The organism is Paenibacillus curdlanolyticus YK9 (genome assembly GCF_000179615.1).
Taxonomy (GTDB): Bacteria; Bacillota; Bacilli; order Paenibacillales; family Paenibacillaceae; genus Paenibacillus_T; species Paenibacillus_T curdlanolyticus.
Genome location: NZ_AEDD01000011.1, coordinates 140,107 through 157,305, shown reverse-complemented (window position 1 = coordinate 157,305; position 17,199 = coordinate 140,107). Strand labels below are relative to the sequence as shown.

The 17,199-nt window shown below is 52.8% G+C and carries 15 protein-coding genes; 1 reads left to right on the top strand and 14 read right to left on the bottom strand.

Annotation, left to right across the window (positions count from 1 at the left end; translation table 11 throughout):
• Positions 1 to 98: 98 nt before the first annotated feature.
• From PAECUDRAFT_RS19590 to cymR, 5 genes are all read right to left on the bottom strand, one after another.
• On the bottom strand, positions 99 to 1,169 hold the full coding sequence (locus PAECUDRAFT_RS19590; RefSeq protein ID WP_006039880.1) for an AI-2E family transporter: 1,071 nt from the start codon (positions 1,167 to 1,169) through the stop codon (positions 99 to 101).
• Positions 1,170 to 1,429: 260 nt separating this feature from the next.
• Complete coding sequence (locus PAECUDRAFT_RS19585) at positions 1,430 to 1,630, bottom strand: hypothetical protein (RefSeq protein ID WP_006039879.1); 201 nt, start codon at positions 1,628 to 1,630, stop codon at positions 1,430 to 1,432.
• Entirely contained in the window at positions 1,627 to 2,178 is a 552-nt protein-coding gene (locus PAECUDRAFT_RS19580) for a PRC-barrel domain-containing protein (RefSeq protein ID WP_006039878.1), read from the bottom strand. Before PAECUDRAFT_RS19580 ends, PAECUDRAFT_RS19585 begins: the two co-directional genes overlap by 4 nt.
• A gap of 23 nt (positions 2,179 to 2,201) precedes the next feature.
• Positions 2,202 to 3,347 (bottom strand): cysteine desulfurase family protein, encoded by a 1,146-nt coding sequence (locus PAECUDRAFT_RS19575; RefSeq protein WP_006039877.1) that lies wholly within the window; start codon positions 3,345 to 3,347, stop codon positions 2,202 to 2,204.
• A 28-nt stretch (positions 3,348 to 3,375) separates the two neighbouring features.
• Entirely contained in the window at positions 3,376 to 3,795 is a 420-nt protein-coding gene (cymR, locus tag PAECUDRAFT_RS19570) for a cysteine metabolism transcriptional regulator CymR (RefSeq protein ID WP_006039876.1), read from the bottom strand.
• Positions 3,796 to 4,048: 253 nt separating this feature from the next.
• Here cymR and mnmA point away from each other — a divergent pair, with 253 nt between their 5' ends.
• Positions 4,049 to 5,179, top strand: coding sequence for a tRNA 2-thiouridine(34) synthase MnmA (gene mnmA, locus PAECUDRAFT_RS19565; RefSeq protein WP_006039875.1), 1,131 nt, complete (start codon positions 4,049 to 4,051; stop codon positions 5,177 to 5,179).
• Positions 5,180 to 5,281: 102 nt separating this feature from the next.
• On the opposite strand, the gene PAECUDRAFT_RS19560 is transcribed toward mnmA, so the two are convergent.
• From PAECUDRAFT_RS19560 to dtd, 9 genes are all read right to left on the bottom strand, one after another.
• Positions 5,282 to 6,571, bottom strand: a complete 1,290-nt coding sequence (locus PAECUDRAFT_RS19560; protein WP_233516790.1) for a hemolysin family protein — start codon at positions 6,569 to 6,571, stop codon at positions 5,282 to 5,284.
• Between the two features lie 395 nt (positions 6,572 to 6,966).
• The gene (locus PAECUDRAFT_RS19555) at positions 6,967 to 8,322 is read right to left on the bottom strand and encodes an Nramp family divalent metal transporter (RefSeq protein ID WP_006039873.1); all 1,356 of its coding nucleotides are present in this window, start codon (positions 8,320 to 8,322) and stop codon (positions 6,967 to 6,969) included.
• 240 nt (positions 8,323 to 8,562) lie between these two features.
• Positions 8,563 to 9,879: a replication-associated recombination protein A gene (locus tag PAECUDRAFT_RS19550; RefSeq protein ID WP_006039872.1), complete on the bottom strand. Its 1,317-nt coding sequence runs from the start codon at positions 9,877 to 9,879 to the stop codon at positions 8,563 to 8,565.
• Between the two features lie 180 nt (positions 9,880 to 10,059).
• Positions 10,060 to 10,833 (bottom strand): tRNA threonylcarbamoyladenosine dehydratase, encoded by a 774-nt coding sequence (locus PAECUDRAFT_RS19545; RefSeq protein ID WP_006039871.1) that lies wholly within the window; start codon positions 10,831 to 10,833, stop codon positions 10,060 to 10,062.
• 189 nt (positions 10,834 to 11,022) lie between these two features.
• Positions 11,023 to 12,831 carry an aspartate--tRNA ligase gene (aspS, locus tag PAECUDRAFT_RS19540; RefSeq protein WP_006039870.1) on the bottom strand — a complete coding sequence of 603 codons (1,809 nt, stop codon included), beginning with the start codon at positions 12,829 to 12,831 and terminating at the stop codon, positions 11,023 to 11,025.
• A gap of 70 nt (positions 12,832 to 12,901) precedes the next feature.
• On the bottom strand, positions 12,902 to 14,152 hold the full coding sequence (gene hisS, locus PAECUDRAFT_RS19535) for a histidine--tRNA ligase (protein ID WP_006039869.1): 1,251 nt from the start codon (positions 14,150 to 14,152) through the stop codon (positions 12,902 to 12,904).
• Positions 14,153 to 14,804: 652 nt separating this feature from the next.
• The gene (locus PAECUDRAFT_RS19530) at positions 14,805 to 16,358 is read right to left on the bottom strand and encodes a coproporphyrinogen III oxidase (protein WP_006039867.1); all 1,554 of its coding nucleotides are present in this window, start codon (positions 16,356 to 16,358) and stop codon (positions 14,805 to 14,807) included.
• 80 nt (positions 16,359 to 16,438) lie between these two features.
• Positions 16,439 to 16,609, bottom strand: coding sequence for a hypothetical protein (locus PAECUDRAFT_RS26180; RefSeq protein ID WP_006039866.1), 171 nt, complete (start codon positions 16,607 to 16,609; stop codon positions 16,439 to 16,441).
• Positions 16,610 to 16,726: 117 nt separating this feature from the next.
• Positions 16,727 to 17,173: a D-aminoacyl-tRNA deacylase gene (gene dtd / locus PAECUDRAFT_RS19525; protein ID WP_006039865.1), complete on the bottom strand. Its 447-nt coding sequence runs from the start codon at positions 17,171 to 17,173 to the stop codon at positions 16,727 to 16,729.
• Positions 17,174 to 17,199: the final 26 nt, after the last annotated feature.

The window sequence follows — 17,199 nt, the reverse complement described above, 5'->3', positions numbered from 1 at the left end:
TCTCTGAATGACGGGCTATGGCGTACTTCGACTTCATCACGGATTTCATTCATATTCAAGCATACTTGTCTAGAGTATACTGTCGTTCCCTTAGTCTGTCAAATCGTCTTGCGACGGACGTAATAAGCGAACATATGCTGCACGACAACCTTCAACGCTGCGAAAATCGGAACGGCCAATATCATGCCTACGATGCCCGCCAGCTCTCCCCCTACAAGCAATGCTAAAATAATTGAGAGCGGATGCATATGCAGCGTACGGCCGACCACTTGGGGCGATACGACGTTGCTCTCTAGAATTTGGCATAACGTATTAACAACAACGACAAGAATCATCATTTTGACCGAAATGGTTGCTGCCATTAGCAGCGCCGGGGCCGCTCCGATAAACGGTCCCAAATACGGGATGACGTTCGTTATCGCAACGACGGCAGCCAGCAGCAGCGGATAAGGCATGCCAATAATCCAATATCCGAGATAAGCCAGCACGCCGACGATCAAGCAAACGATAAATTGCCCGCGAATATAGCTGCCCAGCGCGGCATCGATGTCTTTGAGCAGTCGCACCGTCTGCTGGCGGTGGCTCTTCGGCACGTAGGTGATGACCGTCCGTTCGAACACTTCGAAATCCTTCAAAATATAAAACGCGAGGAACGGAATAATGAACAAAATAAACACGACATTCACCATTGCTCCGATATTGTTCACGAAGTCGAAGACGGACTCGGACAATTTCTTTTCCATTTTGTATAGCGAATTGTTAATGCCCGAACGGATGCTTTCCGGCATAAGAGAGTTGTTATTCAAATTTTCCACGAGGTTCTGCGCGCGAACCGTCAGCTCCGGCGCATGCCGATTAAGCTCCTGAAGCTGCTCCATAAACATCGGAACGGCATTCATCAGCACGACCGTCAACGACCCGCAAAATACAGTATAAATCAGCAGCACAGCGACCGTCCGGGGCATCTTCCTCACATGCAGCAGGCTGACAACAGGATTCAGCACGTAAGAAATAATCATCGCAATGAAAAACGGCGCAAGCACGGCTCGCAGGAAAGCGTAAATCTCCATAAAAATCGGCTTCAGCAGCAGCAGCATATAAACAATAATCAAGCCTAGAATGATATAAATGAACGTCCGGAACAGACGGCTATTCGTAAACCGCTCCAATGTGCTGCCTCCTTTCCTCACGGAAACCCGTCATTTGGGATGTTACGGCCAAACTCGCCTGTTAATCGCATAATGGCGGACTCGTACATTATATGTACAAGCGGCTATTATCATCCTTGTCTGCGCACAAAAAACAAGCGCTCCACGTCGGTCATGCGACGTAGAGCGCTTACTGGCGCGTATGCGCCCGCTTCATCAATAGAAAAAAGCAGACACTTTTGCGCGTCTGCCTCAACTAGCCGAGCATCACACGGACAGTGCTATCCGTTCGCGTGGATCTCCGGCATTTCCTCTTCAAAGAACAAGTCATCGAGCGAACTCAATGTACCGTCTTCCTCAACCTGATAAACGGACATTTTCTCGCCGTTCACTGTCAGTTCGATGAAGCAGCCCCAGCAATAAAACTGATGGGAACCGATTTTACCGATGTCTTTGGAGCTACAATTCGGACATCTCATCATCTTTCATTTCTCCCTATATTCGAATCGGAAGGCGCGACCGGCAGCAACTGCATCTCGCAATAGGCCGGAACAATAATCGCATCTTCCCCGAGTTTTACGGTATCGAATGCCTCCGGCGTCCTCAGCCATTTGCGTCCTTCGAGCAAATCTGAGATAAATCCGTCCGTTAATTCGTATCCTACTATCTGTGTACCCTGAATGGGCTCAAAATAAACATCCGACACGCGACCTAATTGAGAACCTTGTACGGTAACGACTGGCATATCCCGCAGCTTCACTTGTCCGATCTGAAAACAGCGCCCGGCTGCTTTCTTTTCTCGAGGCATAACCGAATCCATCCCGTCGATCATCACAGCTTCCGTACCGCAGGAAGTAACCTTGTCCCATTGTACGATAGCATCCTTGGGATGCAGCCACTTGCCAGCGTCCACGATAATGCCCTGCATCGACCAATGCTCGTCAAATAAAGCATCCTTCACTTTCCCTGCTTGCTTGCCGGTATGTAGGTCAACTACTGGTAAGCCGATCAGCTGCTGCAATTTGATCACGGCATGGAGAGCCTCCTCGCAAGTTATCTACGAATGCGGCGGACAATCGTTTCAACAATTTGCCCTGCTTCGTCGAGTTCCTCTCCAGTATTCCCAATTCCGAAGCTGAAACGTATCGCTGTCATTAATCGCTCGTGAGGCAGTCCCATAGCCGTTAACACATGCGATCGCTCCAGCGAGCCCGACGTGCAAGCCGAACCGCCCGAAGCGGCGATGCCTGCCATGTCGAGATTCATCAGCATCGTCTCCGTATCGATGCCCAGGAAGCTGATGTTGACAATATGCGACAAATGATCTGTCGGATGCCCATTTACTGCCACCTGACCATCAGTCGCCGCTTGCATGCGCGCTATCCATTGTAGACGAAGCTTGTCCGCTAAAAGTTTCCGCTCCTGCATCGTCTGCGCCGCAGCCTCAAGAGCCGCCGCAAAGCCGACGATTCCCGCTACGTTCTCCGTTCCTGCACGGCGTTTGCGTTCCTGCGAACCGCCATGCTGAACGGCAGACAACCCCGCGCCTGCGGATGCATACAATGCGCCGACGCCTTGCGGTCCATTGATTTTGTGGGCGGAAAAGCTCATCAGATCAACGGGAAGCTGCGTTAGATTAATTGGCACAGCGCCTAATGCCTGAACAGCATCCACATGAAACAGCGCTCCCCGCGCTTGAACAGCACGCCCAATGTCTGCAATCGGCTGCAGCGTCCCTGTTTCGTTGTTCGCATACATAACGCTTACCAAGCCGGTCTGTTCGGTCAACGCCTCACAAACGACAGCAACGGACAATTGTCCGTATTCGTCGACAGGCAGCTCTGTCAGCTGGAAGCCTTCCTGTTCCAAAGCTCGACAGGTATGAAGTACGGCGTGATGCTCAGCAGCGCTCGTAATGATATGGTTTTTCCCTCTTGCACGCATAGCGCGTGCAGCTCCGATAATGGCTAAATTATCGCTTTCTGTTCCGCCCGAAGTGAAAATAAGCTCCGAAGGCTTGGCGCCAAGCAGCTTGGCTACCATATCGCGCGCGCGATTCAAATGCTGGCGCGCCGCACGTCCGTAACGGTGCATGCTCGACGCATTGCCCGGGCCTTCCATCATAACGGCAAGCATAGCCGATGCAACCTCAGGGCGCATCGGCGTAGTCGCCGCGTGGTCAAAATAATAGTTGTTCATTGCGATTCCTCAATTCTAACCGTACACGCTAAATGTAGAACATATAGTTGTCGATCTGTCCTTCTTCCTTGAAGGTAACGAGATCGCCAAGTGTCGTCGAGTCCAGTACGCTTGCGATGCTATCGCGGATACGCAGCCACAGGTCGCGCTTCGCCGGGTCGTCCTCTTCCGTGAAATCGACTGGCGAGATCGGACCTTCCAATACGCGGATGACATCGCCCGCCGTAATTTGATCCGCAGCCTTAGACAAAATGTAACCGCCATATGCGCCTCGAACGCTTTTCACCAGCCCAGCATTCCGCAGCGGCGCGATCAACTGCTCCAGATAATGCTCGGACAATTGGTTTTTCTCTGCAATGCTCTTCAGCGAAATTGGTCCTTCACCAAATTTAGCTGACAATTCCATCATAATTGTGAGCCCATAACGGCCCTTCGTCGAAATTTTCAAAAAACGGCACCTCTTTTCCAGCGTCTAGTGATTCGTATAATGGATGACCGATTCGGTCCATATAAATCATGGTATTCCCATATCATATATAATGTATATGTTAGCACATCCGCACGGCTTCGGGTACATCTATCGTGACTTTATTATGAAAATATAAAGGTCCGCGGTATAGGCTTTCCCGCTTGTGGTGAAAAAGATGAGAAGGCGTGATACAATACATACATTCTTAAGGTTGAAAAGGTGGTAGGCCAGCATGGTCAAAACGAAAGCGGAGACACGCGTCGTCGTCGGCATGTCCGGCGGCGTCGATTCGTCGGTAACAGCGCTTCTGCTCAAACAAGAGGGCTACGATGTGATCGGCATTTTCATGAAAAACTGGGATGACACGGACGAGTTCGGTCACTGCACCGCAGAGGAGGACGCCGAGGATGTCCGCCGCGTCTGTGATCAGATCGGCATCCCTTACTATACGGTTAACTTCGAGCAGCAGTACTTTGACAAAGTATTTACTTATTTTCTCGATGAGTACAAGCGCGGAAGAACGCCTAATCCAGACGTCATGTGCAACCGTGAAATCAAATTCGGCGAATTCCTTCAAAAGGCAATTGATCTCGGCGCCGATTATCTCGCTACCGGACATTATGCCCGCGTAGAACGTACGGCAAACGGTGAAACGAAGCTGCTTCGCGGCGTCGACAGCAACAAGGATCAAACATACTTCCTTCACCAGCTCGATCAGTCGCAGCTCGCCAAAGCGATGTTCCCGATCGGCGACTTGCCTAAGCCGGAGGTGCGCCGCATCGCGGAGGAGGCCGGACTTGCTACGGCGAAGAAGAAGGACAGCACGGGCGTCTGCTTCATCGGCGAGCGCAACTTCAAACAATTCCTTAGCGGCTATTTGCCAGCCCAGCCGGGTCCGATGATCGACCTGCGCTCAGGCGAAACGAAAGGCCAGCATGATGGCCTGATGTACTATACGCTAGGCCAACGCCAAGGGCTTGGCATCGGCGGTTCCGGCAATGGCGAGCCTTGGTTTGTCGCAGATAAAGATCTGGAACGCAACATCCTCTACGTCGTGCAAGGCGATTCGCACGCAAGGCTGTACTCGGAGCGCTTGACGGCGGAAGGCATCAACTGGATTTCCCCGAATCGTCCAGAGGGTCCGATCACATGTACGGCTAAATTCCGCTATCGGCAAGCTGACCAAGGCGTCACGGTGACGCTTAGCGCTGACGGGATGGCTGAGGTCGTGTTCGATCAGCCGCAAAAGGCGATAACGCCTGGCCAAGCCGTCGTATTTTACGATGGGGACATCTGCTTGGGCGGCGGTACGATCCATACGGTGCACATGGTAGATGAAGCAAGCTTTGCTTTGCAGGCTTAAACCAGCAGCATGCGCAACAATAAAAGCCAAGACGGCGTTGACAGGTATGAGCATCATACCTGCGCCATCTTGGCTTTTTTTACGATCCATTCGCTTATTGCGTTAACCAAACTCGCTGTCCCGCTCCACCTTCTTCTCTTCGCTGGCAGCTTGCTTGCGCACCATTACCCGGGAGATACGCAGATGATCCGTTTCTTCGACCACGAATTCATAGCCTTCATCTATAGGCACACGCTGATTACGCTTAGGCGGAATTTCGATCTGCGAATAAAGCCAACCGCCTATGGTATCATAATCATCCGTATCAATGCCCATTCCAAAATAACTGTTGACTTCTTCAATCAGCATCATTCCGCTGATCGAATACGTATCGTCCTCCCGCTTCTCCAGCTCGGGGCGCTCCTCGTCGAATTCGTCTTGAATTTCCCCGACAATTTCTTCCATGATATCTTCTAAAGTAACAAGCCCTGATGTCCCGCCATACTCATCAATCAATATCGCAATCTGCGTCCGCCGCTTCTGCATCAGCTTAAGCAGCATGCTGATTTGCATCGATTCCGGCACGGTCGTCATCGGTCTCGTGATGATGCGAATATCTTTTAAATTTTGCGAAGAGACCTTCAATATATCCTTAATATGGACAAATCCAATGATGTTGTCTTTATCGGCATCGCATACGGGATAGCGAGTGTGCATCTCCTTCAGCGCAATTGCTTTGTTCTCTTCAAAAGAGAGATTCATGTAGAGGCAGACCATTTCGGTGCGCGGAATCATAATCTCTCTGGCATGCGTTTCGGCGAATTCAAAAATATTATCAACCAAGGTAAGCTCGGTATTGTCGATATGCCCGCTTCGATGGCTTTCCTTCACGAGGACTCGAATCTCTTCCTCCGTATGCGCGGAGTCTTGCTCGGATGCCGGCTCAATTCCCATTAGCTTCAATAAGCGATTCGCCATTCCGTTGAGCACCCAAATGAACGGATACATGATGCGGTGAAATAGAACGAGCGGTGCGGCGGTCCATAACGTGACGCTTTCGGCTTTGCGTATCGCGATCGTCTTCGGAGCCAACTCGCCCAACACGATATGAAGCACCGTAATGAACGAAAAGGCGATAATGAACGCAATCGTATGCGTAAGCACCTCATTATTCATTCCTACGCCTGCGAATAAGCGTTCCAATACGGCAGCGACTGCAGGCTCGCCAATCCACCCAAGACCGAGCGATGCGAGCGTGATACCCAACTGGCAGGCGGATAGATAGCCGTCCAGATTGCCCGTTAGCAACGACGCGAACCTCGCTCGCTTATGCCCGCCGGACAATAGGGTGTCGATTCTGCTGCTCCTCACTTTGACCATCGCAAATTCCGCAGATACAAAGAAGCCGTTCATGGCAACCAGCACCACAATTAGTATCAATTTCAACCATATCGGTAAAGGGTCACTACTCAACGAAACCCTGCCAACCGCATGCCGCCCTCAAGGCGATCCGATACGATGGCAGGCGCACCTCCTTTATTTTGTACAAATAACACAATCGAGCCGTATGTTAATCTTTAGCTTATTCGATAGACAACCATAGCGTCAAACCGCATCCTCCCTCGTTTTGGCGCTATTCGCCCTGTAATCCACTGTATTCAGTAAAGGACCTGTATTATGCACGTCATTCACGTGTATGCTGCCGTTTTCCGGAAATCATAGCCTACTGCAACGGATTGGGATACAAAAAAAGCCTCAAGCAACATTCGGCGGCTGACCGATTATTGCTTGAGGCTTGCTTATTCAAACTAGCTGATCCATCCGCCGACCGTCTGCACAAGCAGGTAAATATTCAAACCGGCAATAACAATCGCCACAATCCATGCTGTAAGTTTGAGCCAGAGCCGATTCGCAAACTCGCCCATTTTCTTCTTGTCGCTCGTAAACTTCACCAGCGGGATTACAGCAAACGATAGTTGCAGTGACAATATGACTTGGCTGAGGATGAGGAGATCCAGCGTACCGCTGTCCCCCATGATGCCGATTACGATAACAGCCGGCACTACGGCGATTAGCCGTGTAATAAGGCGTCGCAGCCATGCTGGGAGCCGAATGTTAAGGAAGCCTTCCATAACGATCTGGCCTGCGAGCGTGCCTGTCAACGTCGCATTTTGGCCGGCGGCCAGAAGCGCTACGCCGAACAAAACGCTTGCTGCAGTCGTACCCAGAAGGGGAGCCAGCATATGATAAGCATCTTCGATCTCGGCAATGCCCGTGTTGCCTGTCGTATGGAAGGTCGCCGCTGCAATGATGAGAATCGCTGCATTGATAAACAAGGCTAGCGACAATGCAATTGTCGAGTCCGCTGTCGCATAGCGAATCGCTTGGCGTTTGCCTTTGGGCGTCTGTTCGATCTGCCTCGTCTGAACGATCGAGGAATGCAAATACAGGTTATGCGGCATGACCGTTGCGCCGAGAATGCCGATTCCGATATACAGCATCTCTGGATTCGTGAACAATTCCGAACGAGGCGCGAAGCCTGCCAGCACGCCGCTTGCGCTAGGCTGCGCCCAAATGATCTCAACCAGGAAGCAGACGCCGATGGTCCCGATTAATGTAATCACGATCGCTTCGATGTAACGGAACCCTCTGCTCTGCAGCATCAGCACGACAAATACGTCAAGAACAGTGATCAGTACGCCATATAATATCGGAATGCCAAACAGCAAATGCAAAGCGATGGCGGTTCCCAACACCTCTGCTAGGTCGCAAGCTGCGATAGCAAGCTCGCAAAGCACCCACAGTGCCATCGCCACCGGTTTGCTGTAATGATCGCGGCATGCTTGCGCAAGATCTCGACCCGTCACGATCCCGAGCTTACCCGCAAGGCCTTGAAGAAGCATCGCCATTAAATTCGATAACAAAATAACAAATAATAAGGAATATCCGAACATCGAGCCGCCGGCAATGTCCGTCGCCCAGTTGCCCGGGTCCATATAGCCTACTGCTACCAAGTAACCTGGTCCGGCGAATGCCAGAAACTTCCGAAACCAAGATCCGGTCTTCGGAATCTTCATCGAGCGGTAAACTTCCGGAAGCGTATCGGCCGAGCGCTGCTTGCGCCAGCCTTGATCATGCATGGCTAAACCTGTGTCCTTCGCCATAACATTCACCTCATCTCAATATTTGTACTAGGCAAAGGGTTTTGCGCTAGGTCAACTTTTATAGTAAAAAAAGGGATCCGACTTCATTCTATGCAGGAGTGTCTGCACTTGTGCCTACTTTTCATTGTATTCATACAAAAAAGTTTGTCAACTGCAACTTTTATGTAAAAAATAGGAAAAGTCTTCTCGTACTGCAAATGAGAAGGCTTTTCCTATTCGACGCTCCTACCGCAAGCTGTTTTAACGAGAAGGCTTTATGCGCCGCTTTTGCTGATTTTGACGAATGCGATCTTCCATCCCTTGTTCGGTTGCCGTATAAAAGCTCATGCCATGCAGCTGGTCCGGCAAATATTGCTGCGCCACGTAATGGCCCGGAAAATCATGCGGGTACTGGTAGCCGACATGCCCAAGCTTCTCTGAGCCCTTGTAATGAGCATCGCGCAGATGAAGCGGCACCTCCATCGTGCCTGCTTGGCCGATCGTATCCATCACACGTCCAATCGCTACCGCCGTTGCGTTGGACTTCGGGCTTTCCACCGCGAACAATATTGCTTGGGAAATATTATATTTGGCCTCTGGCCAGCCAATTTTGCGATAAGCATCCAGCGCAGCCGTTGCTTGCAGCATCGCCTGCGGGTTCGCTAAACCGATATCTTCGCTGCATGCAACGATTAGCCGCCGGATAAACGTCATCGGCTCCATGCCAAGCTTCTCGACTGCGTACAGAAACCAGAACAAAGCCGCATCGCTGGAGCCGCGCACGCTCTTATGAAAGGCGGACAATACATCGTATTGCGTTGACTCGTCCGCCTTGGCTGTCGGCTTGCGTACCGATTCCTGCGCAACTTCCAGCGTGATGCGAACGGACCCGTCCGGCTCGGATGGCGTCGTTACGGCGGCCAGCTCTAGCGCATTCAACGCACGGCGGATATCGCCCCCTGCGGTTTGCGCAATGTGGTCCAACGCTTCCGCTTCGACCTCAAGCCGCATAAAGCCTAGCCCGCGCGAAGCATCAGCTAAAGCGCGAACCATCGCCTCGCGCGCATGCTCCTTAGTAAGCGGCTGCAGCTGGAACAGCGTCGAGCGGGACAATAATGCGCCGTTAACATAATGGAACGGATTTTCCGTCGTTGCCCCGATGAAAATAATGATCCCTTGCTCGACAGCAGGCAGCAAGGCATCCTGCCGTGAGGAGTTGAAGCGATGTACTTCGTCCAGAAACAAGATCGTCTTGCGGCCGTACATCGCCTTCGCCGTCTTCGCACGGTCAATCACATCGCGGACATCCTTCACGGAGGCGTCCACTGCATTCAGCTTAACGAAATCGGCTTCCGTTCGTTTCGAAATAATATGGGCCAGCGTCGTCTTGCCGCAGCCTGGCGGCCCATACAGCAAAATAGACGAGATCCGATCGCCCTCTATTGCACGCCTCAGCAGCTTGCCTGCCCCAACGATATGCTCCTGTCCAATATAATCATCTAACGTCTCGGGACGCATTCGATCCGCCAGCAATCGCGCCCGCGGGGTCTGCTCTTCCCCATAGCTGAATAAATCCATGAACGCCGCAGCTCCTTCTAGACTTAGTGCTTAGTCACACGTAACGAACACCATAACTTCTCCCATCATAGCATATCGGCGGAATATCCGCACATTTGTTCGGATCAAAGGAACTTGGGTACTTAATAAAAAAAGCATTCCGCAGCGCTGTACGCGCCGAACTGGAATGCTTGTCTGCTGCTATTGGTCGGCTTGCTGCTTGCGCGCCTTTTCATTGATTTCGAGCAAATCCTTCACAACGACGCTCACCATAATAAGCCCCGCGACCGGCGGCACGAATGCATTGCTCGCAGGAGGCTGCTGCGCTTTACGGATCTCAGGCGCATTCTCCGGCACGATTCGCTGCGTGACATCCTCGCGAGGCTTTTGCGGCTCTTCCGAAGAGAAGACGACCTTCACCCCTTTGCGGATGCCGTCCTTGCGAAGCTTCGTCCGCACGACCCGCGCGATCGGGTCCGTATGCGTCTTGCTAATATCCACGACCTGGAACTTCGTCGGGTCCATCTTGTTCGCTGCGCCCATGCTCGAAATGATCGGAATCCGGCGTTCCAGACACTGCTTGATCAAGTGGATTTTGTACGAAATGGTATCGGAGGCGTCCACGACATAGTCCAGCGGATAAGCGAACAGCTGCTCATATGTCTCCTCGGTATAAAACATTCGCAGCGAGATCACATCGCACTCCGGATTAATCAGCTTGATTCGATCACGCATCAGATCGGCCTTCGGCTCGCCGACCGTCGTCGTAAGCGCATGGATCTGCCGATTGATGTTCGTAATGTCGACCACGTCTTTATCGATCAAAATAATGCGTCCTACGCCCGTTCTTGCCAGCGCTTCCGCTGCGATCGAGCCAACGCCTCCGATGCCGAGCACCGCTACCGTGCTTCCACGCATCGCGTCCAGCCCTTCCGGGCCAATCGCAAGCTCCGTTCTAGAAAATTGATGCAGCATGGTTCGTATTCGCCTCCTTATTAGGTCTGTCCAAAATAGGGAAAACGTCCGGCGCGCTCCTGCTGAGGCCAGCAAAAGCACACCGGACGAGCCCGTTCCTATGCAGCAGCTATGACGCGAACGCGACTATGGTTGCGCTGCGCGCCATGTGCGTGCGAAGGAACATTTATATTCGTGTCCGTTAATGAATTAAGCTTGCGGAGCGCCAGCAGGTGCCGGTGCAGGCTTCACCGATGGCTTAGGCACTGTACGGATATGGAGCTGCTCCAGCTGCGACAGCTCAACCTGCGATGGCGCATCGACCATGAGGTCGGTAGCGCTCGCCGTTTTCGGGAACGCGATCGTCTCGCGCAGGTTCGTGCGGCCCGTCAGCAGCATAACGAGACGGTCAAGACCGAACGCGATGCCGCCATGCGGTGGCGTGCCGTACTCGAATGCATCAAGCAGGAAGCCGAATTGCTCATGCGCCTGCTCCATCGAGAAGCCAAGCGTTTTGAACATCAGCTCTTGCACGTCGCGCTTGTAAATCCGCATCGAGCCGCCGCCGACTTCGTAGCCGTTCAGCACGATATCGTACGCTTGCGCGCGCACTTTGCCTGGATCGGTCGCAAGCAGCTCGAGATCTTCCTCGTTCGGGCGCGTGAACGGATGATGCATCGCGACATAACGTTTTGCATCCTCGTCCCACTCGAGCAGCGGGAAGTCGACCACCCACAGGAACTTGTATTGGGACTCGTCGATCAGGCCAAGGTCGCGGCCTAACTTCAGACGAAGGTTGCCCAGTACGTCTGCAACGACTTTCGGCTTATCGGCCGAGAACGTCAGCAGGTCGCCTTCCTCCACTTCAAGACGCGCCGTCAACGCTTGAATTTCTTCCGGCTTCAGGAATTTAACGATCGGCCCGCGCCATTCGCCGTCTTTCACCGTGATCCATGCCAAGCCTTTGCCGCCATAGCGGGCAGCGAACGGCTGTAGATCGTCGAGCTCTTTGCGGCTCCAGCTCGCGCAGCCCTTCGCGTTCAATGCTTTCACTTCGCCGCCGGAAGCAGCTACGGATGCGAATACTTTCACGTCGCTGTTCGCAACGATGTCCGTGATGTTTTTAATTTCAAGCCCGAAACGAAGATCCGGCTTGTCGGAGCCGTATTTGTCCATCGCTTCAGCATACGTGATGCGTTGGAACGGCAGCGGGATTTCGTAGCCGATCGTCTCGCGGAACACGCGCGCCATCAGCTGCTCCATCATCGCGAGAAGCTGGTCTTGCGACAAGAAGGAAGTCTCGATGTCGACTTGCGTAAATTCAGGCTGGCGGTCAGCGCGAAGGTCTTCGTCACGGAAGCATCGTGCGATTTGGTAATAACGCTCAAGGCCGCCTACCATCAGAAGCTGCTTGAAAATTTGCGGCGATTGCGGAAGCGCGAAAAACTCTTCCGCATGAACGCGGCTAGGCACAAGATAGTCACGCGCGCCTTCCGGCGTGCTTTTCGTCAAAATCGGCGTTTCGACATCGAGGAAGCCTTCGCCGTCCAGGAAGTCGCGGAACACTTTGGACGCCTTCGAGCGAAGCAGCATCGTACGCTGCATTTCCGGGCGACGCAGGTCCAGATAACGGTGCTTCAGACGAATCGACTCGTCTACTTCTACTCCGTCTTCAATCGGGAAAGGAGGCGTTTTTGCCGCGTTCATGATTTCGATCTCCGTCACGCGGATTTCGATCTCGCCCGTAGCGAGGTTTGCATTGTACGTTTCTTGATCGCGTTCAACGACCGTACCGCGCAAAGCCAATACGAACTCGTTGCGCGCTTTGTCCGCAATCTCAAGCGCAGCGCCTGAGAAATCCGGGTTGAAGACCGTTTGAACGATACCTGTCCGGTCGCGAAGGTCAATGAACAATACGCCGCCAAGGTCACGACGACGCTGTACCCAGCCGTTCAGCGTAACGGTCTCGCCTACATTTGCTTTTGTCAGGGTGCCGCAGGAATGAGTTTTCAACATCATGGGGAATCATTCTCCTCTTGTTAAGGTTGTATGGAATCCGAAAATCGAAAATCCGAGGATACGCAGCAAGCTACTGCTTCTTGATCGCTTCAGCGAGCGAATCCAGCGAGACAAACCGCTGCTCGCCCGTCGCCATCTCCTTGAGCGCAATCTCGCCGCGGGCGAGCTCGTCATCGCCAAGGATCGCCGTATACCGGGCTTGAAGACGGTCGGCTGATTTCATCTGAGCTTTCATCTTGCGCCCTTGATAATCGCGCTCGACCGACAATCCGCTCGACCGCAGCTGATAGATCAGCTTCGATGTCTCGCGCTCAGCGGCTTCGCCCAGCGCTACGACATAAGCGTCAATCGCCGTCGCGTTCGGCAGTTCTGTCTGCTGGTGCTCCAGCAGCATAACCGTCCGTTCAAGCCCAAGGCCTAGCCCGACGCCCGGTTGATCCGGTCCGCCGACTTCGGCGACAAGGCCGTTATAACGCCCTCCGCCGCCAACCGTATCGATTGCGCCGATGCCTTCTGCTTTGTACTCGAATGCTGTGTGCGTGTAGTAATCAAGACCGCGCACCAGTCGAGGGTTTATTTCGAACGGAATGTTCATATCGCTCAGATACGTTTTTACTTTGTCAAAATGCGTTTGGCACTCTTCATCCAGACTTTCCAGAATCGAAGGCGCGCCTTCAAAATGCGCTTGATCCACTTTGCAATCAAGCACGCGCAGCGGGTTGCGGTCGATGCGCGACTGGCAATCTTTGCATAGCAGGCTGCGTTTCGGTTCAAGGAACGACAGCAGCTTTTCGCGGAAGGCCGCACGAACCGCTGGCGTACCGACGGAGTTGATCTCCACGCGGACGCCTTTGAGCCCAACTTCCGTATAGAACGTGTAACCGAGTGCGATTACCTCCGCATCAAGCGCAGGGTCGACTGCTCCAAGCGCCTCGACGCCGAATTGGTGGAACTGGCGATACCGGCCCGCTTGCGCCCGCTCATAGCGGAACATGGGACCGATATAATACAGCTTCGTCAGATCAGGCTCGCCGTACAGCTTATTCTCGACAAAAGCCCGTACAGCGCCAGCCGTACCCTCAGGACGAAGCGTCAGGCTTCGGTTCCCGCGGTCGGTGAACGTATACATCTCTTTCTCTACAATATCCGTCGTCTCGCCTACTCCACGCTGGAACAGCTCCGTCGCTTCGAAGATTGGCGTCCGAATTTCACGGAAGTTGAACCGGCGGCAAATGTCGCGCGCCTTGCTCTCGACGAACTGCCAGCGCTCAACCGCGCCCGGCAGCAGATCTTGTGTACCTGGCGGTTTCTGGAATGCCATAGGAATCCCCCTTGCTGATCTATAGGTCAAAAAAATAAAAAACTCCCGTCCCTAACTGCCGTCAGAACGGTCAGTCAGGGACGAGAGATTTATGCTGATCTCCCGTGGTGCCACCCACATTCCGGACATGCTCATTCGCACAATAACGCTGCTCATGAGATGCTCCGCTTAGACGGTTAACGCCCGTTACACGCGGTACGACTAGTTGCAATGGTTCCGTAGAAGCTGAAGCGAGAAGAAGCACCCGCTCCCTGCTTGAACCTTGCGTTCGCCGCCCGTTCTCCAGGAAGTCTTTCCTCATCGCCACCATAAAGACGCTTGCAGCCAAAGGCGCCTCTCTCTGTGTACATGCACGTGAGTACTTTGTCCTATCATCGAATCGACAACATATTCCTTTAAATTTTACTCGTCAGACGTACCGAAGTCAAGCTGCATTCTGTCCCCATAGCGGAACCTGCCCAATGGGCAGAAAAAAACCTACAACAGCGTTGTAGGTTATCAAAAGTATATATTTTAAAAAGGGGGTCGAGTTCTAGTATAGTCCGATGATATTAAAGAAAGATGTTAATCGCGTTACGAAAACATTACAATTTATAAAGCGTTTACTTTACGGTTCCCTAAAGCGCTATCCACTTTAGGCCTATCAATAAATCTAAGCTAGCGTAGACGTGTGCTCGTTTTGGGTGCGACGTGATGACCCGTATAACCGCTCAAGCACTTCGATTTTGGCATCGGTATATTGCTTATACGTATCGTTGTACGCCTTCGGCTCCTTCGGGTTCGCGAGCCTTGTAATCTCGCCGGTAGCCGGATCGACAAACTTGCTCGAAGCGCCGCAGCCAAGCCCGACGATCGACTGCATTTCTTCGATAATCAGAATGTTGTACAAGCTTTCCATTCCCGCCAGCGCATAGCCGACATTTTCCAAGTTGCCAAGGATGTTTTTCTGACGGTACAGATAATAAGGAATATAACCGTATTCATCGGTCCACTCCACTGCACGCCGCATCATGGCCGTGATCTCTTCGCGATCCGCCACCTTGAACTTCTGATCCCCGCGATGGCGCGTCATTTCCGAAGCCCGTTTGAACGAAAGCGTATGGACGGTGAGCGACTCCGGCATCAAATTCGCCGTCTCTGACAGCGTATGCTCGAATTCCGGCAATCCCTCATTCGGAAGCCCGATGATGAGGTCCATGTTAATATTGTCCATGCCGCATTCGCGGGCCAGCTCAAACTTGCGAATCGTCTCTTCTACCGTATGATGACGGCCGATGACTTCCAACGTCTCCTGAATATAAGACTGCGGATTGATGCTGATCCGGTCAACGCCCCATTTTTGCATGACAGCCAGCTTCTCAGGAGTGATCGTATCCGGACGCCCGGCTTCGACCGTAATTTCGCGCACGTCGTCCACATTCGGGAATACCTCGTACATGAGGCTATACATCGCATCCATTTCTTCCGCTGTAATGCTTGTAGGCGTACCTCCGCCGTAATAGATCGTCGTAATCTTGACATCGTTGCGCTTCAGCCATTCGCCGATTTCACGCATTTCTTCATGAAGCCCGGTCAAGAAGCCGTTGACGGAGCCTTGGCGACCGTTGATATCATAAGCTGGGAACGTGCAATAAGCGCATTTGGTCGGGCAAAACGGGATTCCGATATAGATGCTGACCTCATCGCGAATACGGTATAGATCCGGAATGGCCGTCAGCTGGCGCTGTACGATTCGTTCCATCAGCTCAATCTTCTCTTGGCTGATCAAATAATGCTCCTGCAGCTCGCGGCGCGCTTGCGCCGCAGGAATGCCGCGCCTTACGCGCTCATGCAGCAGCTTGGTCGGGCGAACGCCCGTCAAGATCCCCCAAGGCTGCACAAGCCCTGTATGCTTCTGCAAAACGTCCAGCAATACGCGGCTGGCAGCTTGTTTGAGCAGCTTACGCTTTTCTTCCCTTGGCGCATCGCCTGCCACTGGACTCTCATACTGCGCAGTCTCAAGTGACTGCGTTTCCCCGTTAGCGAGCAAGGATGCTGACGCATAGACGCCATTCTCCCGCTCATGGTAGTCGAGTATGATCTGCAGATCAGCTTCGCCGCCAGGCTCCGCGCTGAAAGTCGTATTAACTTCCTCAAAAAAAAGCGGCACAATATTGCATAATGACCGCTCGAACGAGGCGTCTGCCGCTTGTACATGGACGTTCATTTCCTCTATCCCCTTCAATTCAACGGACAAGCCGCACCCAACCGACGTTGGGGCGGCTTGCCTTCGTTCCTATTCTATTCCTACGGCTGGTCAGCGCTTTGCCGCTTGGCTGGCATTGCGCCGAAAGCCCATTCTGCAGCGACTTCTACCTCATCGTCGAATTCGTCCAGCATCATCGCTTCCTTACGGTCGGTCAGCAGCAGGCGGCGAGATGCCCGCTCTATGCTCTGCTCCTTGCGCGATTGGTGCATCAGAAACACTCCCTTGCAGGTTGGCGCGCCCGATAGGCGCATCAAGCGGAATTTTGTGTTGGAACAACACTCTACCGCTATTGTTTCCGATCTCGGACAAACTAAACGACGAAACCATCATTCCGCCTTGCTATCGAGCACGAGCGTGATCGGGCCCCAGTTGACGAGCGACACATCCATCATAGCGCCGAACACGCCTGTTTCGACTCGGAGCCCCGTTTCGCGCAGCAGCTCATTAAACCGATTGTATAACGCTTCAGCCGGTTCAGGCCGGGCAGCAGCCATAAAATTCGGCCTTCTGCCTTTGCGGCAATCGCCGTATAGCGTAAATTGCGAGATGGACAAGATGTCCCCGCCGACCTCTTGTACGGAATGGTTCATTTTGCCAGCCCCATCTTCAAAAATGCGGAGCCCGGCGACCTTGTCTGCCAACCACTTGGCATCAGCCTCCGTGTCCTCGTGCGTAACACCGACGAGCAATACGAGACCCTTATCAATGGTTCCGACAATCGCTCCATCAACCTCGACGGACGCTTTCTTGCTGCGCTGCAATACGATTCTCAAGGTGAATACCCTCTTATTCTTAGCAT